Below are 21078 nucleotides of genomic sequence, written 5' to 3' on the forward strand. Positions count from 1 at the left end.
GAATGCCCAAAATGCCGAAGACCCTCGTGATCCTGGCCGCCGTGCTCGGCGTGGCCGTGCTGGCCTACGCCGTACCGGCGATCATGCTGGCCGGAGAGGTGCCACCGGGCACCAAGGTCGCGGGCGTGGACATCGGCGGGCTGTCACCCGAGGAGGCGCGCTCCCGGCTGGAACGCGAGCTGCGCCCCCGGGCCACCCGGCCCATCGAGGTGACGGCGGCGGGCAAGAAGACCCGGCTGGAGCCGGTCGAGCTCGGCCTGTCCGTGGACGTCGCGGCCACGGTGGCGGCGGCGATGGACGGCGCCTCCACCCCGGCCGGCGTCGTGCGCTCGCTCTTCGGCGGCCGCGAGCTCCAGCCGGTCGTCAAGGTCGACGAGCAGGCGCTGACCGGGCGGATCGCCGCCCTGGCCAAGACCGTGGACCGCAAGCCGAAGGAAGGCGTCATCTCCTACCGGGGACTGGAGCCGCGTACGGCCATGCCGAAGAAGGGGCTGGCCCTGGACCGGGCGGCGGCGGCGGGCGCCCTGCGCCGGGCCTTCCTGGGCGACGGCGGGCGGGTGGAGCTGGTCACCAGGACGCTGCCGCCGGCCGTACCGGCGAAGGAGGTGCGCGAGGTGGCCTCGACCACGGCGCGTACGGCCGTCGCGGCCGGCCTCACCGTGACCAGCGGCACCCGCGAGGCGGCGATCACCCGCGCCGAGCTGGCCGCGGGCCTGAGCTTCACCGGCGACGGCGGCACGCTGAAGCCGGTCTTCGACGCCAAGGCGGTGGCACCCGGCCTGGAGAAGCGGCTCGTCGAGGCGGGTCAGCTCCCCCGCGACGCCAGCTTCAAGATCGTGTCCGGCCGGCCGAAGGTCGTGCCCGCGCGCGACGGCAAGGGCATCGACGACAAAGAGCTCGGGACGGTCGTGGCCGAGGCGGTGGCGGCCGGCGAGCGCACCGCCAAGGCGCCGGTCAAGGTCACGCGGGCCAGGCTGACCACCGAGGCGGCGGGCAAGCTGGGCGTCAAGGAGCGGGTCGCCTCCTACACCTCCAACCACCCGTGCTGCGCGCCGCGCGTGACCAACATCCACACGATCGCCGGCATCGTCGACGGCCACGTGGTGAAGCCCGGCGAGACGTTCTCGCTCAACGGCCTGGTCGGCAGGCGTGACAAGGCCCGCGGATTCGTCGAGGCACCCATGATCCTCAACGGCCGCTTCGTGAACGACGTGGGCGGCGGCGTCTCCCAGTTCGCCACCGCGATGTTCAACGCGGTCTTCTTCGGCGGCTTCGAGGACGTCCAGCACATGCCGCACATGTACTACATCTCGCGCTACCCGGCGGGCCGCGAGTCGACGGTGTCCTATCCGCAGCCGGACTTCCGGTGGAAGAACGACTCCAAGTACGGCGTGCTGATCAAGACCTCCTACACCTCGACCTCGATCACCGTGCAGTTCTGGAGCACCAAGCGCTACGAGGTCGAGTCGCAGAGCTCCGCCCGCTACAACATCAAGAGCTTCCCGACGCTGGAGGAGTCCGGGCCCAAGTGCCAGCCGATGAGCGGTGTCCAGGGCTTCACGATCGACGTGTGGCGGATCTTCAAGCGGGACGGCAAGGAGCTGCGCAGGCAGAAGTTCACCACCGTCTACCAGCCCGAGCCCAAGCTCACCTGCACCGGCTGAGTCAGCGGGGCTGGTAGACACAGCGCTGCCCGGTCTGGACGGTGGCGCGCAGTTCGGCCCCGATGACCGGGTCCGCCTCCGCGATCCGGCCGATCGCCCGCCGGATCGCCTTGCCCACCGAGATCCTGGCCCGCTCGTCGGTCCCGGCGAACGACCGGGTCCGCCCGCCCAGCCCCGCCGCCGCCGCCAGCTCCGTGACCAGCCAGTCGTGCTCGGCACGCAGCGCCGTGGCGCGTTCCAGATCGTTCATGGACTCCAGTTCGTCGATGTCGTCCTGCAACTGGCCGAGCCGTTGCTGGTAGGCGCGCTTGGCCTCCTCGTCCAGCAGCGGCTGGGTGGAGACCGCCTCGGTCGCGGCCGGCCCGGTGACCAGGTCGCCGGCCCGGACCTCGCGCCCCGGGTTGGCCAGCAGCGTCGCCAGATGGCCCATGCCCACGCTGTGGTCCACGTGCGCGCAGCGGGTGCCGAACTCGAACTGCCACTGCGGCCCGCGCCTCCTGCACACCACCCTTCCGGTACGGCGGGCCGTACCGGAAGGCGGGGCGGGCAGCACCATCCCCATCTCCGCCGCCTCCTGAGCGGCCAGTTCCAGCTCCCGCTCGGCGGGTTCGCCGCGCAGGGTGAGGGCCTGGCCGAGCCGCCAGCGCGACAACGCCACGGCGGGCCAGTGCCCGAGCGCCAGGTTGGCGCGGACGGCCTCGCCGAAGTGGATCACGGCGCGGGCGATGTCACCGGTGGTCAGGCTGGCCACGCCCAGCGGGTGGTGCACCGAGCCGAGGCAGGCGACGCCCAGGCTGGTGATCGCCGGCAGGTGGGCGTAGGGCCGCAGCAGCTCGTAGGTCTGGGCGGACAGGTCGGCCTCGCCCAGCAGGTGCGCCGCCTCGGCCACGCCGTACAGGGTGGTCAGCCACACGCTGGAGCTGGGCAGGCGGGCGAGGTCCTGGCCGCGCAGGCGTGCCAGCATGTTGACGGCCAGGCGGTGTTCCCCGGCCCCCGCCGCGGCCGTGGCGGTGGCGGCGAGATAGGAGTAGTCGAGGACGCCGAGCACGGAGGAGTTCACCAGCTCGGTGAGGATCGGCAGCAGCTCGGGCAGGCGCCCCTGGTACCAGCGGACGATCGCCACCTGGCCGCTGGGCCAGCCCGCGGCGTCGATGTCGCCGGCCCGCTCGCCGCGTTCCCCGCTTTCCGCGGCGAGCTGCTCGGCCTGGGCGAAGCGACCGGCCCTGATGGCGAGCATCACGTCGATCGCGCTGACGATGAAGCCGACGGCCAGATGGTCGCTCTCGTCCAGGAGCGCGCGCAGTTCGTCGAGCGAGCGGCCGGCGTGCGGGTGACCGGCCAGGAACAGGTCGACGGTCCGCCACATCAGCCCCATCATCAGGTCGCCGCGGCGGCCGGTCCTGCTGGCCTGGCCGATCATGTCCTCGGCGAGCTCGTGGCGCAGCACGCCGTGCTCGGGGCCGAGGACGCAGTGGTGGGCGAGGCTGAGCGTCTCGGCCAGCGCCACCGGGTCGCCCGAGTGCCTGGCCGGGGTGAGCATGGCCAGGATCGCGGCGTGACGGCCCGCGCGGTAGTCCTCCTCGCCGCACAGGCGGGCGCGCAGCCGTAGAGCCAGCGGCGAGCGCGGGTCGATCAGGGTCAGGGCATGGCGCTGCCGGACGCGGATCGTCTGCGCCTCGGCGGCGGTGCGGTGCTCGTGCACCCAGATGCCGCCGAGACCGAGTGCCGCCCTGGCGAGCGCGACGGTGTCGCCGTCGCGCTCCGCCTGTTGATAGGCGGCGTCAAAATGGTGACGTGCGGTGTTCAGGTCCCCCTCGGCGTGCAGAGCACGCTCACCCTCGATCAGGGAGATCGTCGCCGTCCCGCATGCCCCCCGTTCTCGCACCGTGCTCACAAGTCAACCCTCTCCGGTTCATGTGATTACGGGGCCCCCTGTAGTTGAAGATGCCACTAGATTAGAACTTCCGTCTAGTGCTTTTCCGGCGTCGGCATCTTTCCCGTCATGTCCACGTCGCGCGCCTCCGGCCCGAGCACCGCCCCGCCCGTGATCAGCAACGGCTGCCTGCTCTCCGAAGTGTCAGTGCCCGTGGCCGTGCCCCACGGAGACGCCGGACGGCACGCCCGCCGGCACCAGGACCGACGAGACCACGGCCGCCACCGCGGCCACGATCACGCACAGCAGCAGTGCCCCGGTGAAGCCCTCGATGCCGGCCGCCCCGGGCGCGAGGCTCGCCGCGGCCATCGTGGAGACCACCGCCACCCCGATCGACCCGCCGAGCTCGTGGAAGGTGTTGATCACGCCGGAGGCGACGCCCGCCTCACCGGCGGGCACGTTGGCCATGGTCGTGGTCGTCGCCGTGACGAACGCCGGCCCGATCCCGAACGCCGCCAGCACGAATCCGGGCACCAGCGTGGTCCAGACGCTCGCGTCCGGAGAGATCCGCATCATCAGAGCCGCGCCGGCCGCGGTCAGCGCGAACGACACCAGCGCCACCGGCCGCCCGCCGGCCTTCCCCACCAGCCTCCCGCCGAGGTGCGCCCCGAGCGTGATCGCGACGGCCACGGGCAGGAAGATCAGCCCGGTCGCCAGCGCGTCGTAGCCGAGGACGTGCTGCAGGTAGAGCGAGCTGACGAAGAACAGCCCGAGCAGCAGGCCCGTGGCCGCCAGCATCACGAACGTCCCCGAGACCACGGCCCGCCTGGCCATCGTCCCTGCCCGCATCAGCGGCGTCCGCGCGTTCCTCTCGACCAGCGCGAACAGCCCGTACCCGAGTACGGCGCCGCCCAGCGCGGCCAGCGTGGAGAACGCGCCCCACCCGGCGTCACCCGCGCCGACCAGCCCGTAGATGAGCAACGCGGTGGCCAGTGTGACCGTCACCGCCCCCGGCACGTCGACCCGGCGGTCTCCGGCATGAGCCTCGTCCCGTCCGACGAGCCGGGGCAGCACCGCCAGGACGGCCAGCCCGATCGGGACGTTGACGTAGAACACCCAGCTCCACCCCGGCCCCGCGGTCAGCAGCCCGCCGGCCAGGACGCCGACGGCCGCGCCGGACCCGCCGATGGCGCCCCAGACGCCCAGCGCCCGGTTGCGCAGCTCGCCGTGGTAGGTCCGGGTGATGACGGCCAGCGCGGACGGCGACATCAGCGCCGCCCCGACCCCCTGGAACGCCCGCCCGGCGATCAGTGTCGCCCCGTCGCCCGCCACCCCGCACACCAGCGAGGCGACGGCGAACACCCCGAGCCCGGTCAGCAGCGTGCGCCGCGCGCCGAAGGCGTCGGCCAGCCGCCCGCCGAGCACCATCAGCCCGCCGAACACCAGGGTGTACGTCGTCACCACCCAGGTCAGCGCCTCCCGGTCGAGCTTGAGCTCCGTCCCGATCGTGGGCAGCGCCACCTGCACCACCGTGATGTCGACGATCAGCATGAACTGCGCCAGCCCCAGCAGTCCCAGTACGGCCCAGCGGCCCATGACCACCACCTCCATAAGTCGAACATCCATGTTCAAGTTATGAAGACCCTACCCCCGTAAGGCATAAGAGGAAATACGGTAGGGGGGTATTGCGTTGCGATGGGTGACGAGAGGACGGGGTCACGTGAACGGATACACCGGGAACAAGCAGGAGCACCTACGACGGCTGCGCAGGATCGAAGGCCAGGCCAGGGGCCTGCAGCGGATGGTCGAGGACGACAAGTACTGCATCGACATCCTCACCCAGGTGTCGGCGACGACCAGCGCCCTGCAGTCGTTTGCCCTGGCACTCCTGGAGGAGCACATGGCGCATTGCGTCGCCGAGGCCACCAAGAAGGGCGGCGAGGAGGCGCAGCTGAAGGTCAAGGAGGCGGCCGACGCGATCGCCCGCCTCGTCCGCTCCTGAGGTCTACGACAGCGGCGGGAGCCGTTCCGAATAGAGCCAGGACAGGAAGAACGTGTCCAGCGGCTCGGGGGCGTAACGGCCGGCGAGTTCGGTGAAGCGGCCGGTGCTGACGGTGCCGTGGCGGTAGCCGTCGGCCCACTCGCGCAGCACCGAGCGGAACGCCGGCTCGCCCAGCACCCCGCGCAGCGCGTGCAGCGTGAGCGCGCCCCGCTTGTAGACCCGGTCGTCGAACAGGCGCTTCGGCCCCGGGTCTGCGAGCACGAGGTCGGCGGGTTGCGCGCTGAGCGCCGCGTGCCAGCGGCGCGCGTGCGAGGCGGCGCTCTCGCCGCCCGACTCCTCCGACCACAGCCACTCGGCGTAGGCGGCGAAGCCCTCGTGCAGCCAGATGTCGCGCCAGTGGGCCAGCGTCAGGCTGTTGCCGAACCACTGGTGGGCCAGCTCGTGCGCCACCAGCCGCTCCTCGGCGAGCTGGCTCGGCCCGAAGATCGACATGCCCTGGGCCTCGACCGGGATCTCCAGGTCATCCTCGGTCACCACCACCGCGTACTCCGCGAACGGGTAGGGACCAAACCATTCCGTGAAGACCCCCATCATCCGGTCCTGCCGGGCCAGCGCCCGCCGCGCCCGCATGGCCGCCGACGCCGGTACGGCCAGCCGCTGCGGCACCTCACCCGGCAGGTCGCCGAGCTGGTAGCGGCCGATCTGCACGCTCGCGAGGTAGGAGGCCATCGGCACCGCCTCGTGGTAGACCCACGTCGTACGCGAGCCCGCCCGCCGCGTCGAGGTGAGCCGCCCGTTGCACACCACCGTGTACGGCGTGGCCGTCGTCACCGCGATCTGGTAGGTCGCCTTGTCCGACGGCCGGTCGTTGCAGGGGAACCAGGAGGACGCGCCGGTCGGCTGGCTGGCCACGAGCGCGCCGTCCTCCAGCTGCTCCCAGCCGAGCCCGCCCCACGGGCTGGGCACCGGCCTGGGGTTGCCCGAGTACCGGACCTCGACGGTGAACTCACGCCCCTCGGGCAGCCGTCCGCCGGGGGTCAGCCGGAGCTTGCCCCCGCCGTGCGTGAACCGGCAGCGCACGCCGTTGACGAGCGCCTGCGAGACGTGCAGCGGGCCGAGGTCGAGCCGCACCTGCTCCAGCGGCTCGGTGGCGACCGCGTCCAGCTTGGCGACGCCGGCCAGCCGGTTGGGCCCCGGCCGGTAGTCGAGTGCCAGGTCGTAGTGCCGGACGGAGTACCCGTCGTCGCCACGGTCGGGGAAGTACCGCACCATCCTCCCGTCGATCACGCTGCCTGATGCCACGCGGCGACAGGGTTGCCGTACCACCGGGTCCGCGCGGGCAGCGACTCGCCGCGCATCACCAGCGAGGCGGGGCCGATCGTGGTATTGCTCCCGACCGTGGCCGCGGGCAGCACCACCCCGTGCGGGCCGAGTGTGGAACCCTCAGCCAGCTCGACTGTATCGATGCTCATCACCCGATCGTGGAACAGGTGGGTCTGAAGCACGCAGCCCCGGTTGACAGAGGCGCCGTCACCCAGGCTGACCAGGTCGATCTCCGGCAGCCAGTAGGTCTCGCACCACACGCCCCTGCCGATCTTGGCGCCCAGGGCGCGCAGCCAGACGTTCAGCCCGGCCGTACCGAGCCATGGGGTGGCGAACCAGGGCGCGGCGAGAACCTCGACGAAGTTGTCCGCCAGCTCGTTGCGCCAGACGAACGCGCTCCACAGCGGCCGGTCGCCGGGCCGGATCCTGCCCATGAGCGCCCACTTGGCCACCACGGACGCCGCCGCCGCCACGAACCCGGCCGCGGCCAGCACCACGCCGCCGAGCAGCACCGCGGCGACCGGATGGAGGTCGCGCGCGATCGTGACCAGCGCGGTGACGACCAGCACGGCCAGCGCGGCCGTGGCGATCGCCGGAACCACCCGGCACACCTCCACCAGCGCCCGCGCCACCTTGAACCGCAGCGGCGGGTCATAGGTACGCCCCGTGTCGCCGCTCTGGGCGGTCCTGCGCAGCTTGACCGGCGGCATCCCGAGATAGGACGAACCCGCCTTGGCCTTCTTCGGCGCCGCCGACAGCACGCCGACCAGCCCGTCCTTGGGCACCTTGCGGCCGGGCGCGGTCATGCCGGAGTTGCCGACGAACGCCCGCTTGCCGATGCGCACGTGGTCCAGGCGCATCCAGCCGCCGGACAACTCGTACGGGGCGACCTTGGTGTCGTCGGCCAGGAACGCGCCGTCGCCGACCTCGGTCATCGAGGGCAGCGCGAGCACCGTGGACAGCTCGACGTCGCGGCCCACCTTCATGCCGAGCGCGCGCAGCCACATCGGGGTGAGCCCGCTGGCGTACAGCGGGAACAGCCACACCCTGGCCATGGACATGAGGCGCTCGGTCGCCCAGGCCTGCCATGCCGTACGGCTGTGCACCGGGTGGCTGCCCGCGCGAAGCCCGATCGACAGCAGCCTGACGGCCACGAGCAGCAGCAGCGCCATGCTGACCATCGAGACGACGGTCGCGGCCGCGATGCCGGCCGGGCCGAGGACGGCGATCCCGGGCAGCACGGCCAGCAGCGGGATCAGGCTGAACGCCATCGCGGACGCGCCGTAGGCCACGCTCCACCGCCGGTACCTGCGGGGCGCCGGCGCCTTGGGCGTCAGCTTCCCCTTCCGTACGGCCGGCGCCCCCGCCCACCGCTGCCCGGCCGGGACGTCGCCGCCGACCGCCGAGCCGGGGGCGATCTGGGCGTTCTTCCCGATCCGCGCGCCCGCCAGGACGATCGACCTGGCGCCGACGGTCGCGCCGGCCCCGATCCTGATCTCGCCGAGCCTGAACAGGTCGCCGTCCAGCCAGTAGCCGGTGAGGTCCACCTCGGGCTCGATCGCGGCGGCCCTGCCGAGCTTGAGCATGCCGGTGATGGGCGGCATCGTGTGCAGGTCGGCGTCCTCGCCCACCTGCGCGCCCAGCGCCCGCGCGTAGTAGGTGATCAAGGGCGCGGAGGCGAGACCGCCCACGCCGAGACCCGCCGCCAGCTGCTCGGCGAACCAGACCCTCAGGTGGGTGGCGCCGCCCCGGGCGTACACTCCCGGTCCGATGCCGCGCAGGACGAGCCGCGCCGCGCCCGCCGCCAGCGACAGGCGGCCGAACGGCGTCAGGAACAGCAGAGCGCCCGCGATCACCCACCACCAGCTGACCGCGAGGACGTTCGTCAGATTGCCCACCGCGAGGGCGCCGACCGCCCAGGGCGTCGCGCGCACGGTCAGCAGCGGCAGCATCAGCGCCGTCTGGACCAGCGCCGCCCGGCGCGGCATCGGCAGCACGACGCGCGTGTTCTCCTCGGCGGGCTGCTCCAGCTCCTCGAGCCGGTCGGCCAGCCCGCTGAGGGTCGGATGATCGTAGAGGTCGGCCACCGCCACGTCCGGATACCGGCCGCGCAACGTCGACACCAGCCGCGCCGCCGCCAGGCTGGTGCCGCCCGCGGTGAAGAAGTCCGCATCGGGCCCGCTGACCCGCTGCCCCAGGATGTCCTGCCACTGCTCGGCCAGCCACGCCTGGAGACCGTCCAGGTCGGCGGCCTCCTCGTCCTCGTCGCCGAGGGGCCAGGGCAGCGCGTCGCGGTCGATCTTCCCCGAGGTACGCGTGGGCAGGTGGTCCACGACGGCCAGGCGGGGCACGAGGGCCGCGGGCAGCACGGCTTCAAGCTGTTCCCGTGCGTGGGTAATTTCCCCATTTGTCACGATATAGCCGACGAGAAGCTGGTGTCCCGAGGCCGTGGTCTTGACCGCGGCCGCCGCGCCGGTCACCCCGGGCAGGGCCTGGAGTGCGGCGTCCACCTCGCCCAGCTCGATCCGCCGCCCGCCCAGCTTGATCTGCTCGTCGGCCCGCCCGACGAACAGCAGCCCGGCCGGATCGGCCACGACCAGGTCACCGCTGCGGTAGGCGCGGTCCCAGCCGAGCGACTCCAGCGGCGCGTACTTCTCCCGGTCCTTGTCCTCATCGAGGTAGCGGGCCAGGCCCACGCCCCCGATGACCAGTTCGCCCGTCTCCCCCATGGCGACCGGCCTGCCCGCCTGGTCGACCACGGCCAGGTCCCAGCCCCGCAGAGGCAGCCCGATCCGCACCGGCTCCCCCCTGACCAGCGGCGCCGCGCACGCAACGACGGTGGCCTCGGTGGGACCGTAGGTGTTCCAGACCTCCCGGTCGGGGGTACTCAGCCGGTCGGCCAGCTCGGGCGGGCAGGCCTCGCCACCGAAGATCAGCAGGCGCACGCCGTCCAGCGTCTCGACCGGCCACAGCGCCGCCAGCGTGGGTACGGTCGACACCACCGTGATCCCGCGCTCCACCAGCCACGGCCCGAGATCCATCCCGGTGCGCACCAGCGAGCGCGGCGCCGGAACCAGGCAGGCGCCGTTGCGCCACGCCAGCCACATCTCCTCGCACGAGGCGTCGAACGCCACCGACAACCCCGCCAGCACCCGATCCCCGGGCCCAAGCTCAAGGAAGAGCCCGGCCTCCGCGTCCACGAAGGCGGCGGCACTGCGATGGCTGACCGCCACGCCCTTGGGCTTGCCCGTGGACCCGGAGGTGAAGATGATCCAGGCGTCGTCCTCCGGCGCCGGAGTGCGCGCCGTCGAACCGGCCATCCGCCTGCTCGTGGTCCCGGCCGCGCCGATCACCGCCGCCACGCCGGCCTCCTGGAACACGAGCTCGGCCCGCTCATCGGGGTCGTCGGCGTCCACCGGCACATAGGCCGCCCCCGCGGTCAGCACCGCCAGAATGGCCACATAAAGATCATTGGACCCGGAAGGCACCCGGATCCCGACCCGCTCCCCCGGCCCGATGCCCATCTCGCCCAGCGAGCCGGCCAGGTGTGCCACCTCTTTGGTCAGCCGGGAGTAGTCGAGGACGCTCACGCCGTCGTCCAGCGCGGGCGCGTGGGGGTGAGCGGCGGCACTCTCACGAAGAATGTCCACGAGAGTCCGCGCGGTGGTGCTCCCACCGGCGGACAGAAAGACGGCATCCTGCGAAATCGCGGCGCTGACCACCAAGGCTCACCTCATGCGTAGACGATGCGGGCCCCGGTACGTGACCTCACGCGCTCGGTTGGCGGGTCGCAGCCCGTAGCGACGCTCCCCACGCCGCCGAGCCTTCAACGATCCCAGATATCCCAGATATTTCCCAATCCACGGGGGTTGTCGCAGTTTTACCGGTCATTCGCCAGTCATTCACTTCTGTTGACCGGACGTATTCACAGCTCGTCCCCAGGGGCAGGTTGAGCACCCACGCTCGTCCCCAGGGGCAGGTTGAGCACCCACGCTCGTCCCCAGCGGTCGGCCTGATACCCGGACGCCCTCCCGCGGACCGGCCCCCACCGGCACCCGTCCGCGCGCTCTCTATGCCGAAGATGTGTTCGACATAGGGGGCCATGGGAACGCCGCCACGCGCGGGCAGCACGTGGACCTGCCGTGGGCGCACCGCCGATCCGCGTGCCGGTTGGCTCGCGGGAGATCCTGGTCAGGAAGATCAGACCGGCGGCTTTCAGCCCTGCTTGACGCGGAGGGCTTCCTTGCGGGCCTCGGCCTGGAGGGAACGCTCGCGCTCCAGCCACGCGGGATTCTCCACCTTCAGCGCCTCGATCTCGGCGGTGGTCAACGGCGCGTCGATGCCGCCTCTGACCAGGCCCGAGATGGAGACCCCCAGCTTCGCCGCGACGACCTGCTTGGGGTGCGGGCCGTTGCGCCGCAGGTCGGCGAGCCAGGTGGGCGGCTTCGACTGCAACTCGTTCAGCTCGTCCCTGGAGACGACGCCCTCCTGAAACTCGGCGGGAGTGGCCGAGAGCAGGACACCCAGCTTCTTGGCCGCGGTCGCGGGCTTCATCGTCTGGGTGGTCTTCGTCTTGGGCGAGGTCATGGCCTCAAGGGTAGTCACCCGGAACGTGGTCTCCGGCCATCGGTACCCTGGGCGGGTGACTGGTGGGGAGAACGGTACGGGGTTCCGGCTGGCGTACGTGCCGGGGGTGACACCCGCGAAATGGGTCAACATCTGGGCCGAGCGAAAGCCCGAGGTGCCGCTCACCCTGCTCCAGGCCACCGCCGCCGAAATCGTGCCCCTGCTGCGCGAAGGCGCCGCCGACGCCGCCTTCGTCCGCCTCCCGATCGACCGCGACGGCCTCAGCGTGATCCCCCTCTACGTCGAGACCACCGTGGTGGTCGTGCCCAAGGACCACGCGGCGGCCGCGGTCGACGAGGTCGCCGTCGCGGACCTGTCCACCGAAGAGGTACTGCACCCGCTGGACGACACCATCGAGTGGACCACCCTGCCCGGCGAACCCGCCTTCACCCGCCCGGCCACGACGGCCGAAGCCGTGGAACTCGTGGCGGCCGGCACCGGCGTTCTCCTGGTCCCGCAGTCACTGGCCCGCCTCCACCACCGCAAGGACCTCACCTACCGCCCGGTCCCGGACGCCCCCCAATCCCAGATCGCCCTGGCCTGGCCCACAGAGGCGACCACCGACCTGGTGGACGACTTCATCGGCATCGTCCGCGGCCGGACGGTCAACAGCACGCGCGGCCGTACGCCCCCGGAGCCGGCGAAGCGCAAACCAAGAAAACCCACCCAGAGCCGCGCCACACCATCAGGCCACACCAAGAAACCCCGCCGCCCACGCTAACCGGAAAGCCCCGCAGCATGCTCGCTACGGGGCTTCTTTAGGCAGGTGGACGATACTGGGTTCGAACCAGTGACCTCTCGCTTGTAAGTCACACCAGGTGAGGGCCGGATCATCGCCGATTCGTGCCCTCACCTGGGCTTATGGTCCGAGGGAGTCCGCTGCCGTCCAGCCGTGTCCGGGGCCATTGTCACGCAGTTCGTCACTCGGCCGCGACGGCTCGGCCGTACTCCAGATAGACGGTTTCGCCCTGCTCACGGGCTGCCACAGCGCCTCTGACCCGGCGGGCAAGACGCTCGATCAACAACCCGTCCAGCTCGTCGGCAGGGTGGAAGCTGTAGCCGGTCAGTTCCTTGTCGGCGAAGCTGATCCGCTTGAGCGTGTCCTCGTCGATCACACCGCCGTCGAACACGAAGAGGATCTTGTCGCCCTCCTCGGGATGGGGTGCCCAGTCCGCAACGAGGAGACGCCCGATCGGCGGCTCGATGCCGAGTTCCTCACGTACCTCGCGCACACTGGCTGCGTACGGTGTCTCTCCCGGCTCGATGTACCCGCCGGGAATGTCGCGGTGCTCCTTGTAGGCGGGTTGGACCAGGAGGACCCGGCCGTCGCGGTCGAAGAACAGCACTCCGGCTGCGGCCAAAGCTCGGGCGAACGGCGGCGCGTCGTGATCGCTCACCCATCAGACCCTACGTGACATCGCCCCGTCATACGATCCGCAGACGTCGCGCCAGGTCGGTGAGCTGGAAGCTCGGCTTGCACTTCTGCCTTCTGATCCAGGAGAGCACCAGTTGACGGCCAAGGTAGTGGTAGCGGACCTGTTCGGGCGCCATTTTCTCGGCGTCCAGCAGGGTCGCGAGCGCTTCGTCAGTGCGGTTCCACAGACTGAGGGCGTGGGCGACGGCGAGGGCGTGCCGAACGCGCCGCTCAATGGGGAGGGCACTGGTGTCGAGCTTCGGACCGATGTCGATGGCGACTTGGATGTCTCCCAGCTCGATGGCTGTGGCCACTCGATGGATGGCGACATTGGTCGGGCCGAATGCGGTCCATGCGTGGTTGGCGTCGGTGCCCAGTCGTGTGGCCGATTCCTGCGCCTCGGCGAGAAAGGCCCTTGTCGTTGTCCGGTCCTCCGCTCGCGCGGCGGCCATGGACCCGGCGAGGAAGAGCGTGCCGTATACCGACAGGAGGTCCGGTGTGGCCTTGGGGAGGTCGTCATCAAGAAGTGCGGCCGCGTCACTGGTGAGCTGGATGGCGGCGTCGTAGCGGCCATTGGCCAGCAAAGAATGCGTGACCGAGCGCAGAAGCGAGACGGTCACGACCTGGCTGCGTGACTCCTGGGCGTATGCCAGCCCTCGCTCTGCGGCGATCCAGGCCAGGTCTGCCTCGCCTACCTTCGTCAGGATGCTGGCGGCGGCGTGGTACACCTGGCCGAGCACTCCCAAGGCAGCATGCCGGGCGTCTCCGTGAGAGGAACGCTCGGCATGATGGGCTTCCGCCAGGAGCACCGGAAGACGCTCCACGACCTTGGTGTACTGAGACGACTGGTACGCCTTCCACACCTCCGCGATCTCGCTTGCGAGCTCGGCCAAAGGGGGCGGCTCCTCTTCCCCGATCCGGACGGCCATCGGCGAGAGCTGCCGGTAGTCCGTGAGTGCGGCCCGTAGCGCCGGGATCGAACGGCTGCCCCGATCATCGCTCCACTCGAACAGGCTGGGTTCGGCAAGGAGATCACCTAGAGACACGTCCAGGGCGTTGGCCATCGCCTTGATGACCGAGAGCCGGTCCAGGGAGATACGGTCGTTCTCCACCTTGCTCAGCCAGTCCGTGGTGCGGCCGACCAGTCCGGCGAGCACCTCCTGTGAGAGCCCTCGTCGCCGCCGGTACCAGGCGATGCGCTGGCCGAGGGTCAGGTTGCTGGCCATTTCTCGCATGCCCACCATCCTCACGTCGGCCTGGCACCCGACCCCGGAAAACTCTTCCGGGTCCTGCGCAGCACGCGCACCTACTGTCCCTCCTGGATGACGCTCAGTCCACGCAGAGGGAGGAGATGTCCATGACCCACGTCGTCCCGGGAGAGATACGGGCCGCCCAACGCCTGGTCCGGGCGCTGGAACCGCACGGCATCGCGGCCGACATCCACGCTGGTTACGGCCTCGCCCTGGTCTCGATCTGGATCGACCTGGTCATCTGGACTGACGGCCTGGTCTACCGCTGGTGGAGCGGAAGCGTGTCCGGCGAGTCCGGGCGGCGTATCTATGCCGCTTGTCCGGCGGATGTCCCCGAGACCGCTGCCAGACGTATCGCCCTGCGCCACAGAGTGTTGCGGCAAGCTCACCCGCCATGTGCACCAACCAGGCGTGAAGCCTCATGACCCACCTCGACGAGTGCCTGAGTCCGCATGTGAGGCCAATGCGCCAGGGGTGTGGGCGGCTGCGGTGGTACGTGGCGGGTCCAAGTGGGAGGCGGGTTCGGGTGGAGGATTGGACGTGCGCGTGTCGGGCGACGGTGTACGAGTTGTGCCTGGCGGGTGGCCGGGCCTTCATCAGGCGCACGGTGCAAGGCGGGCCGGTGGCGAAGATCCATGAGACCGACTGGGAGTCGCTGAGGCGGACGCGGGAGACCTGGGGCGCGCTGCTCGCTGGGTATGTCCGATAGGCGATGCCTTGCGGGGCTCTCTCGGCCACACTTCCCCCGCCCCCGATGGCTGCCGGACTGTGTGGCCCGACCGAGGTGTCAACTCCGTCTTCCCGGACGCGAGCGTCCGGCGGGTGCTGTACAGACGGAGTTGACGCCGACCGAGGGACACGAACACTGCGGTATCGGGGGCGGGGGTACGGACCTCGGCCCGTGGGTGATCGATCGTGGAGTGCAGTGGCCGGCGTCCATGCGAAGCATCCCGTAGGGGCCGCGTAGCGGTGGAGGCCGGTGACGGAACGGCCTTGATGATTCAGGCTTCTGCCGTGCATGGCTTGAAGGGTTGTCGCGCCGCCTTGGAGCGGTGGGCGGCGCGCGCCGGGACCGGCCCCCAGGCCGCATGCCCGGCGCGCTGGCCGCCCGGAGCGGGCGGCGGCGCGGCGAGCGGAGCGAGCCCTTGAACCCGTAAAGAAACTCTGAACCAGCTTGAGGTCGATTCCTAGATCACCAGGTCGATGCCGTTGTCGCTGAGTTCTTGAGGCGTGAGGTCGATGTCCGGAGCGTTGGCCACTTCGCGGTGGTAGGCGATCTCGTAGCGGTCGGCCGGTGCTTTGACTTCGGTGACCTCGATCGGGCGGCCGTTGGCGTGGGCCATGGTGCGGCGGATGACGAGTACGGCGTCGGCGTGGTCCATGCCCAAGGCAGAGCGTTCGTCTTCGTAGGCGATGCGGGCCGTGGTTAGGGTCATCCATCGGACGGGGCCGTGCTCGCGGATGAGCGACTGGTAGAAGAAGCCGGGGCGTTTGCGGTACTGGGCGTGGCGCTTGGGGTCGTCCCAGTCGGGGAGCATGTCGGCGTTGGTGTAGGAGTTGATCTCCAGGCGGGCGGATGCGCCGTGGATGACGGCGGTGTGGCCTCGGTGCCACATGCTGCGGCGGTGGATGACGGGGTGGCCGGAGCGGACGCCCAGCATGATCGCGATGTCGCGGTTGGCGGTGATCGTTTCGCCGGTGAACAGCGGGCTGGCGGAGTCGCGGGTGGCCAGGTCCCAGCCGAAGGCTTGGATGTCGGGGTGGTTGCCGGGTGCGGCCAGGTCGGGCCGGTCGCGGTCGGTGATGATGATGGTTCGGCGCTCGGGCATGGGGCGGACGAAGGAGCCGCGTCCGCGCATGACGTAGGCGAGCCCTTCCGAGACCAGGGTCTCGATGGCCTTGCGCACAGTGGGGCGGGAGACGTCGTACCTCCTGACCAGCTCGGGTTCGCTGGGCAGTGCCCCGCCGGGTGAGTAGCGGCCGTCCAGGATGGCGGCACGCAGCTCGGTGGCGATGATGCGCCAGCGGGCGTCCTTCTCGTCGGTCTCCATCGTGGCCTCTCTCGCGGATTTCTCAGGTCTACTTGTACTACAGGTTGACGAACAGCGCCATGCAAGTCAACATGTAGTACAGGACGACGTGCATAGGGGAGGTGGATCATGAGCAAGCACGAACGGCATCCCGACTGGATGACCGACCTGGCACGAGTGATCAACGCGCCCGGCTACCCACGCTGGCGCACCATGGTCGCGGCCACCGGCGGCTGCGCCCACCCGATCCACCTGTCCGGCGAATCGGCCCTGGTGGACACAGGCACCGGCGAGATCCTGCACCTCTACACCACCGACGACGAACCATCCGGCCGCCTTCTCATCGCCTGCGGCAACCGGCGCGCCTCGGTCTGCCCCGCCTGCTCACAGCTCTACCAGGCCGACACCTTCCACCTGATCCGGACAGGACTATCCGGCGGCAAGGGCGTCCCGGAGACCGTGAGCGCCCATCCACGGGCATTCGTCACGCTGACCGCCCCCTCCTTCGGGCCGGTGCACTCCCGGCGCGACGGGCGCGCCTGCCGTCCCCGCAAGCACGGTCGCGTCTGCGACCACGGCCGGGCCGTCGGCTGCCACACCCACCATGAACCCCATGACGAACGACTCGGCCAACCGATCTGCCCCGACTGCTATGACTACCCCGGCGCAGTCCTCTGGCAAGCACACGCAGGCGCCCTCTGGCACCGCTTCACCCTGGCCATGCGCCAAGAACTGGCCAACCAGGCAGGAATGAGCCGACGCGCCTTCGGCAAGCGGGTCCGCGTCTCCTTCGCCAAGGTCGCCGAGTACCAGCGGCGCGGCCTCGTGCACTTCCACGCGATCATCCGCCTGGACGGCCCTGACGGACCAGACCAGCCCCCTCCCGGCTGGGCTGATCACGGTCTGCTGACGCGAGCCGTCCCCTCCGCCGCCGGGTACGTCGCGCTCACCACCCCGCCAAGCGACCTCGGCCAGTGGAACCTGACCTGGGGCGACCAGCTCGACATCCGGCCCATCCTGCTCGACCCCAGCGCGGAAGGGCTGAGTGAGCGGGCTGTCGCGGGCTACATCGCCAAGTACGCCACCAAGGGCGCAGAAGCCTCCGGCACCGTCGATCACCGCCTGTCCTGCGGAGCCTGCGGCGGCCGTGGCCGATTACACCGGACGATCACCTGCTCCCACTGCCACGGCAACGGCCTCAAACCCGGCCTGCGCCTCGATGCCTTGCCCGTCACCGACCACGCCCGCCGCATGATCCGCACCTGCTGGGACCTCGGCGCACGCCCGGAGTTCGCACCGCTCCGGCTCCGCCCCTGGGCCCACATGCTGGGCTTCCGGGGCCACTTCTCCAGCAAGAGCCGCGCCTACTCGATCAATCTCGCCGACCTGCGCACCGCCCGCCGACTCCACCGCGCGTCCGAAGCCCGCACCCGCCACAACCTCCCCGCCCTCGACGACGCCACCACGCTCGTCCTGGCCCACTGGCGCTTCGCCGGAATCGGCCACTCACCCGGCGAAGCCGTCATGGCCGAGCACATCCGCCAACGCATCCAACTCGCGCACAAGATCAAGGCCGAGCGGGAGAACGGATGACAGCACGCCGCCCCGCCCAGGAACGGCGGCTCTACCGCGTCTGCGAAGCCATGCACCTGCTCAGCCTCAGCCGCAGCGTGATCTACGAACTCATCCGCTCAGGACGGCTCCGCTCCGTCACCGAAGGCCGAACCCGGCTCATCCCCGCCACCGCCATCGACGACTACATCGCCCTACTGGAGAAGGAGGCATCATGACCGCACGCCGTAGCAGGGGAGAAGGCGGCATCCACTGGAACGAAACCCGGGAACGCTGGATCGCCGAACTCACGGTCGGTTACACGCCCGCCGGAAAGCGCATCGTCAAGAAGGCCAGCGGCAAGACCAAGACCGAAGCCAAGGCCAAGCTCAAGGCGATGATCCGGGATCACGAGGACGGGCTCGTGATCGCCCCGACGAACTACACGGTGAAGGAGGCCGTGCGCTACTGGCTCGCTCACGGACTCGAAGGGCGCAGCGAGAACACGATCAAGATGTACACCACGTTCGCCGAGACGCACGTGATCCCGGCTCTCGGCGGACGGAAGCTCCGTGACCTTTCAGTGGAGGACGTGGACAAGTGGCTCGCGGCCAAGAAGTCCTCTCTGAGCACACGCTCGCTCAAGCTGATCCACGGCATCCTCAACCGTGCCGTCAAGAGCGCGATGCGGCGGGACAAGGTGAAGCGGAACGTTGTCGATCTTTGCGACGTCCCGGAGGGCCGTAGCGGGCGTCTGTCCAAGGCGCTCACACTCGACCAGGCGCAGGCGGTCGTTGAGCAGGCCCTCAAGGCCGGTGCGCGGATGCGGGCCTACGTCCTGCTCTCGCTGCTCATCGGGGCACGCACTGAAGAACTCCGAGCGCTCACTTGGACGCATGTGGTCGCCTACGACAAGCAGCGCAAGAGGTGGCGGCCCGTCACCGAGGCGGGATGGGACCACGACCAGTTCGCGGTCTACGTATGGCGATCGGTCCGGCGGAAGGGCGACACCAAAACCGTGAAGTCCCGTCGCTCTCTGAAGCTGCCTCGCCTGTGTGTGGACGCGCTCCTGGAGCTGCACGCCAAGAAGGAGGCAGTGCCGCCCCCACTCGTCTTCAGGACGGCCACAGGGACCGCCATGACCGCTCACAACGTCCGGCGGGACTTCCGCAAGGTGCTCGACAGGGCGGAACTCAACGGCTCGGAGTGGACGCCTCGGGAGATGCGGCACAGCTTCGTCTCGCTGTTGTCGGACTCCGGGATGCCGATCGAGGACATCTCGCGCCTCGTGGGACACCGGAACACGGTGGTGACCGAGACCGTGTACCGCAAGCAGATCCGCCCGGTGATTCAACAGGGCGCGGAGAAGATGGACAGCCTCTTCCGGAGCTCTGTCACTCAGTTGGTCACTCAGCAACGGCAAACAAGATCGGGAAGAAGGTGTAAGACCAGGTGGACGATACTGGGTTCGAACCAGTGACCCCTCGCTTGTAAGGCGAGTGCTCTACCGCTGAGCTAATCGTCCCGAACGGCACTACACCTTACGACACCAACGGTGCCGAGCGCACATTGACCGTCCAGCCGGGGCCGAGGTCGGGGCGGCCGGCGGCGCGCCAGCCCAGCAGGGACGCGCCCAGCATGCCGGCGTCCACTCCGAGTGCCGCCGGCACCAGCGGGGGCGCGTCACGGAAGGCCAGGCGCTTCACGAGGCGGGTGCGTACCGGGTCGAACAGGGCGGGGCCCGCCTCGGCCAGGCCGCCGCCCAGGACGATCATGCTGGGGTCCAGGAGGAGGGTGTAGGTGGCCAGGGCGAGGGAGAGGGCCTCCACCGCCTCGTCCCAGACCTCTACGGCGAGGGGGTCGTCGGAGGCCACCACCTCTTCGGCCTTCACGCCGGACAGGCCCGCACGCTGGCTGTAGCGGCGGCCCACGGAGGCGGCCGACGCGTAGGTCTCCAGGCAGCCGAACTGGCCGCAGGCGCACTGCTCGCCGTCCGGGAAGACCGGGATGTGGCCGATCTCGCCGCCCCATCCGGACGAGCCGCCGTAAGGCTCGCCGCGCAGGATCAGGGCTCCGGCGATTCCGGTACCGATCGGCAGGAAGAGGAAGTCGTCCACCCCCTGCCCGGCGCCCAGGACGTTCTCCGCCAGGCCGCCGGTCTGGACGTCGTGGCCGAGCCGTACCGGAACATCGAGGACGGTGAAGTCGGCGGCGGGCACGTCGCGCCAGCCGATGTTCGCGGAGTAGACCGCGGAGTTCTCCGACACCAGCCCGGGTACGGCGAGGCCCACCCCGGACGGGATGCCGTCACCGGATGCGGCGAGATGGCTGATGAAGTCGCGGATCGCCGTCACCGCGGCGGCCGGCCCCTCCTCGCGGGGGGTCGGGCGGCGCTCGGTGAGGAGCACCACGCCGGACTCGCTGACCAGGCCGCCCTTCATGGACGTGCCACCGACGTCGAGCGCGACGACGAACGAACTCATTGCGGACACGAAAGGAGACGATAGCGCAGCTCAGCATATGTCCGGAAAAAATGTGGCCGCCCCGAGACAACCACCGCCGTCACGCCCGGCCCAGCACCCGGTTCAGAGCGGCCTCGACCTCGGCCGACAGGCCGGGCGGCGATTCTGGCACCAGCTGATCCCCCGATCGCGCCTGCCGAACGGAACCACACGAGCGGCATTCGACCTCACCCAACCGGCAGATCAACGCGCTGGACCCGCAGGTGCCGCACGTGTCGAGGTCGAGGTCGTGCAGCCGTTGGCAGTCCGGGCAGATGAGCACCTGGGACTCGTCGCGCACCCCGCGCTTCCAGGGGCTCGCGCCGCGTACCGGGTCGGTCTGCCGGGCCCCGCAGTTGTAGCAGGGCATCGCATCCTCCGTTGTCACGAAATCTCGGCGAGTGCCTTGGCATAGTCGGCTACGTCGCGCGCCGTGCCGATCGGGTTCACGACCGACCAGCGGACCACGCCCGTACCGTCGATGATGAAGGTCCCCCGCTGCGCGAGCCCCTTCCGCTCATCGAATACACCGTACGCCCGCGCGACCTGTCCGTGTGGCCAGAAATCCGACAGCAGTGGGAATGTGTAGCCCTCTTGGTCCGCCCATGCACGATGGCAGAAAAGAGAGTCCACGGAGACAGTCAGAATTTGCGCGTCCGTGACAAAGTCCCGCAAGGCCGACAACTCGCTGTTGCAGACGTTGCTGAAGGCCAGCGGGTAGAAGACCAGCACGACCTCGCGGCCCCGGAAGGCGGAGAGCTTGACCGGGGCGCCGTGCTGGTCCTGGAGTTCGAAGTCGGGAGCTAGGGCGCCTACCAGTGGGTTCACACAGCCATCATGGCAG

The 21078-nt window shown here is 70.1% G+C and carries 18 protein-coding genes and 1 tRNA gene; 7 read left to right on the forward strand and 12 right to left on the reverse strand.

From position 1 onward, the window contains the following. Positions 1-11 precede the first annotated feature (11 nt). Entirely contained in the window at positions 12-1664 is a 1653-nt protein-coding gene (locus tag ACIBKY_RS27770; protein ID WP_397100904.1) for a VanW family protein, read from the forward strand. Position 1665: 1 nt separating this feature from the next. Here ACIBKY_RS27770 and ACIBKY_RS27775 read toward each other — a convergent pair whose 3' ends face one another. Next, complete coding sequence (locus tag ACIBKY_RS27775) at positions 1666-3558, reverse strand: hypothetical protein (RefSeq protein ID WP_397100906.1); 1893 nt, start codon at positions 3556-3558, stop codon at positions 1666-1668. A gap of 183 nt (positions 3559-3741) precedes the next feature. After that, positions 3742-5163, reverse strand: coding sequence for an MFS transporter (locus ACIBKY_RS27780; RefSeq protein ID WP_397100908.1), 1422 nt, complete (start codon positions 5161-5163; stop codon positions 3742-3744). Between the two features lie 94 nt (positions 5164-5257). Here ACIBKY_RS27780 and ACIBKY_RS27785 point away from each other — a divergent pair, with 94 nt between their 5' ends. Next, positions 5258-5539 (forward strand): metal-sensitive transcriptional regulator, encoded by a 282-nt coding sequence (locus ACIBKY_RS27785; protein WP_397100910.1) that lies wholly within the window; start codon positions 5258-5260, stop codon positions 5537-5539. 3 nt (positions 5540-5542) lie between these two features. Here the strand turns inward: ACIBKY_RS27785 and ACIBKY_RS27790 are convergent, their stop codons facing one another. From ACIBKY_RS27790 to ACIBKY_RS27800, 3 genes are all read right to left on the reverse strand, one after another. Further along, entirely contained in the window at positions 5543-6841 is a 1299-nt protein-coding gene (locus tag ACIBKY_RS27790) for a M1 family metallopeptidase (protein WP_397100912.1), read from the reverse strand. Beyond that, on the reverse strand, positions 6823-10512 hold the full coding sequence (locus ACIBKY_RS27795; RefSeq protein WP_397100914.1) for a Pls/PosA family non-ribosomal peptide synthetase: 3690 nt from the start codon (positions 10510-10512) through the stop codon (positions 6823-6825). The genes ACIBKY_RS27790 and ACIBKY_RS27795 overlap by 19 nt, the downstream gene beginning before the upstream one ends. Before the next feature lie 565 nt (positions 10513-11077). Continuing rightward, on the reverse strand, positions 11078-11449 hold the full coding sequence (locus tag ACIBKY_RS27800) for a DUF5997 family protein (protein WP_397100916.1): 372 nt from the start codon (positions 11447-11449) through the stop codon (positions 11078-11080). A gap of 55 nt (positions 11450-11504) precedes the next feature. Here ACIBKY_RS27800 and ACIBKY_RS27805 point away from each other — a divergent pair, with 55 nt between their 5' ends. Continuing rightward, a complete protein-coding gene (locus ACIBKY_RS27805; RefSeq protein ID WP_397100918.1) occupies positions 11505-12209 on the forward strand; it encodes a LysR substrate-binding domain-containing protein in 705 nt (234 codons plus the stop codon). A gap of 199 nt (positions 12210-12408) precedes the next feature. On the opposite strand, the gene ACIBKY_RS27810 is transcribed toward ACIBKY_RS27805, so the two are convergent. Beyond that, positions 12409-12885, reverse strand: a complete 477-nt coding sequence (locus ACIBKY_RS27810; RefSeq protein ID WP_397100920.1) for an NUDIX domain-containing protein — start codon at positions 12883-12885, stop codon at positions 12409-12411. Positions 12886-12913: 28 nt separating this feature from the next. Next, positions 12914-14137 carry a helix-turn-helix domain-containing protein gene (locus tag ACIBKY_RS27815; RefSeq protein WP_397100922.1) on the reverse strand — a complete coding sequence of 408 codons (1224 nt, stop codon included), beginning with the start codon at positions 14135-14137 and terminating at the stop codon, positions 12914-12916. Between the two features lie 122 nt (positions 14138-14259). Between ACIBKY_RS27815 and ACIBKY_RS27820 the strand changes: the two genes are divergently transcribed. Continuing rightward, entirely contained in the window at positions 14260-14577 is a 318-nt protein-coding gene (locus ACIBKY_RS27820) for a hypothetical protein (RefSeq protein WP_397100923.1), read from the forward strand. A gap of 762 nt (positions 14578-15339) precedes the next feature. On the opposite strand, the gene ACIBKY_RS27825 is transcribed toward ACIBKY_RS27820, so the two are convergent. Next, positions 15340-16203 carry a GntR family transcriptional regulator gene (locus ACIBKY_RS27825; RefSeq protein WP_397100925.1) on the reverse strand — a complete coding sequence of 288 codons (864 nt, stop codon included), beginning with the start codon at positions 16201-16203 and terminating at the stop codon, positions 15340-15342. A 108-nt stretch (positions 16204-16311) separates the two neighbouring features. Here ACIBKY_RS27825 and ACIBKY_RS27830 point away from each other — a divergent pair, with 108 nt between their 5' ends. The 3 genes from ACIBKY_RS27830 to xerC are packed head-to-tail and all read left to right on the forward strand — an operon-like array spanning position 16312 to position 19213. Next, positions 16312-17775, forward strand: coding sequence for a replication initiator (locus tag ACIBKY_RS27830; RefSeq protein ID WP_397100927.1), 1464 nt, complete (start codon positions 16312-16314; stop codon positions 17773-17775). Further along, positions 17772-17972: a helix-turn-helix domain-containing protein gene (locus ACIBKY_RS27835; RefSeq protein ID WP_397100929.1), complete on the forward strand. Its 201-nt coding sequence runs from the start codon at positions 17772-17774 to the stop codon at positions 17970-17972. The genes ACIBKY_RS27830 and ACIBKY_RS27835 overlap by 4 nt, the downstream gene beginning before the upstream one ends. Continuing rightward, positions 17969-19213: a tyrosine recombinase XerC gene (gene xerC / locus ACIBKY_RS27840; RefSeq protein ID WP_397100931.1), complete on the forward strand. Its 1245-nt coding sequence runs from the start codon at positions 17969-17971 to the stop codon at positions 19211-19213. Before ACIBKY_RS27835 ends, xerC begins: the two co-directional genes overlap by 4 nt. Here the strand turns inward: xerC and ACIBKY_RS27845 are convergent. From ACIBKY_RS27845 to ACIBKY_RS27860, 4 genes are all read right to left on the reverse strand, one after another. Next, positions 19187-19258, reverse strand: a tRNA-Val gene (locus ACIBKY_RS27845). The two genes, xerC and ACIBKY_RS27845, sit on opposite strands and share 27 nt — an antisense overlap. A gap of 16 nt (positions 19259-19274) precedes the next feature. Further along, positions 19275-20216, reverse strand: a complete 942-nt coding sequence (locus ACIBKY_RS27850) for an ROK family protein (RefSeq protein ID WP_397101323.1) — start codon at positions 20214-20216, stop codon at positions 19275-19277. Between the two features lie 79 nt (positions 20217-20295). Continuing rightward, positions 20296-20622 (reverse strand): hypothetical protein, encoded by a 327-nt coding sequence (locus ACIBKY_RS27855; RefSeq protein WP_397100933.1) that lies wholly within the window; start codon positions 20620-20622, stop codon positions 20296-20298. After that, on the reverse strand, positions 20619-21062 hold the full coding sequence (locus ACIBKY_RS27860; protein ID WP_397100934.1) for a peroxiredoxin: 444 nt from the start codon (positions 21060-21062) through the stop codon (positions 20619-20621). The genes ACIBKY_RS27855 and ACIBKY_RS27860 overlap by 4 nt, the downstream gene beginning before the upstream one ends. Positions 21063-21078: the final 16 nt, after the last annotated feature.

Origin of the sequence: Nonomuraea sp. NPDC050394, from assembly GCF_044459065.1 — a bacterium.
In the GTDB taxonomy this organism is placed as follows: domain Bacteria; phylum Actinomycetota; class Actinomycetes; order Streptosporangiales; family Streptosporangiaceae; genus Nonomuraea.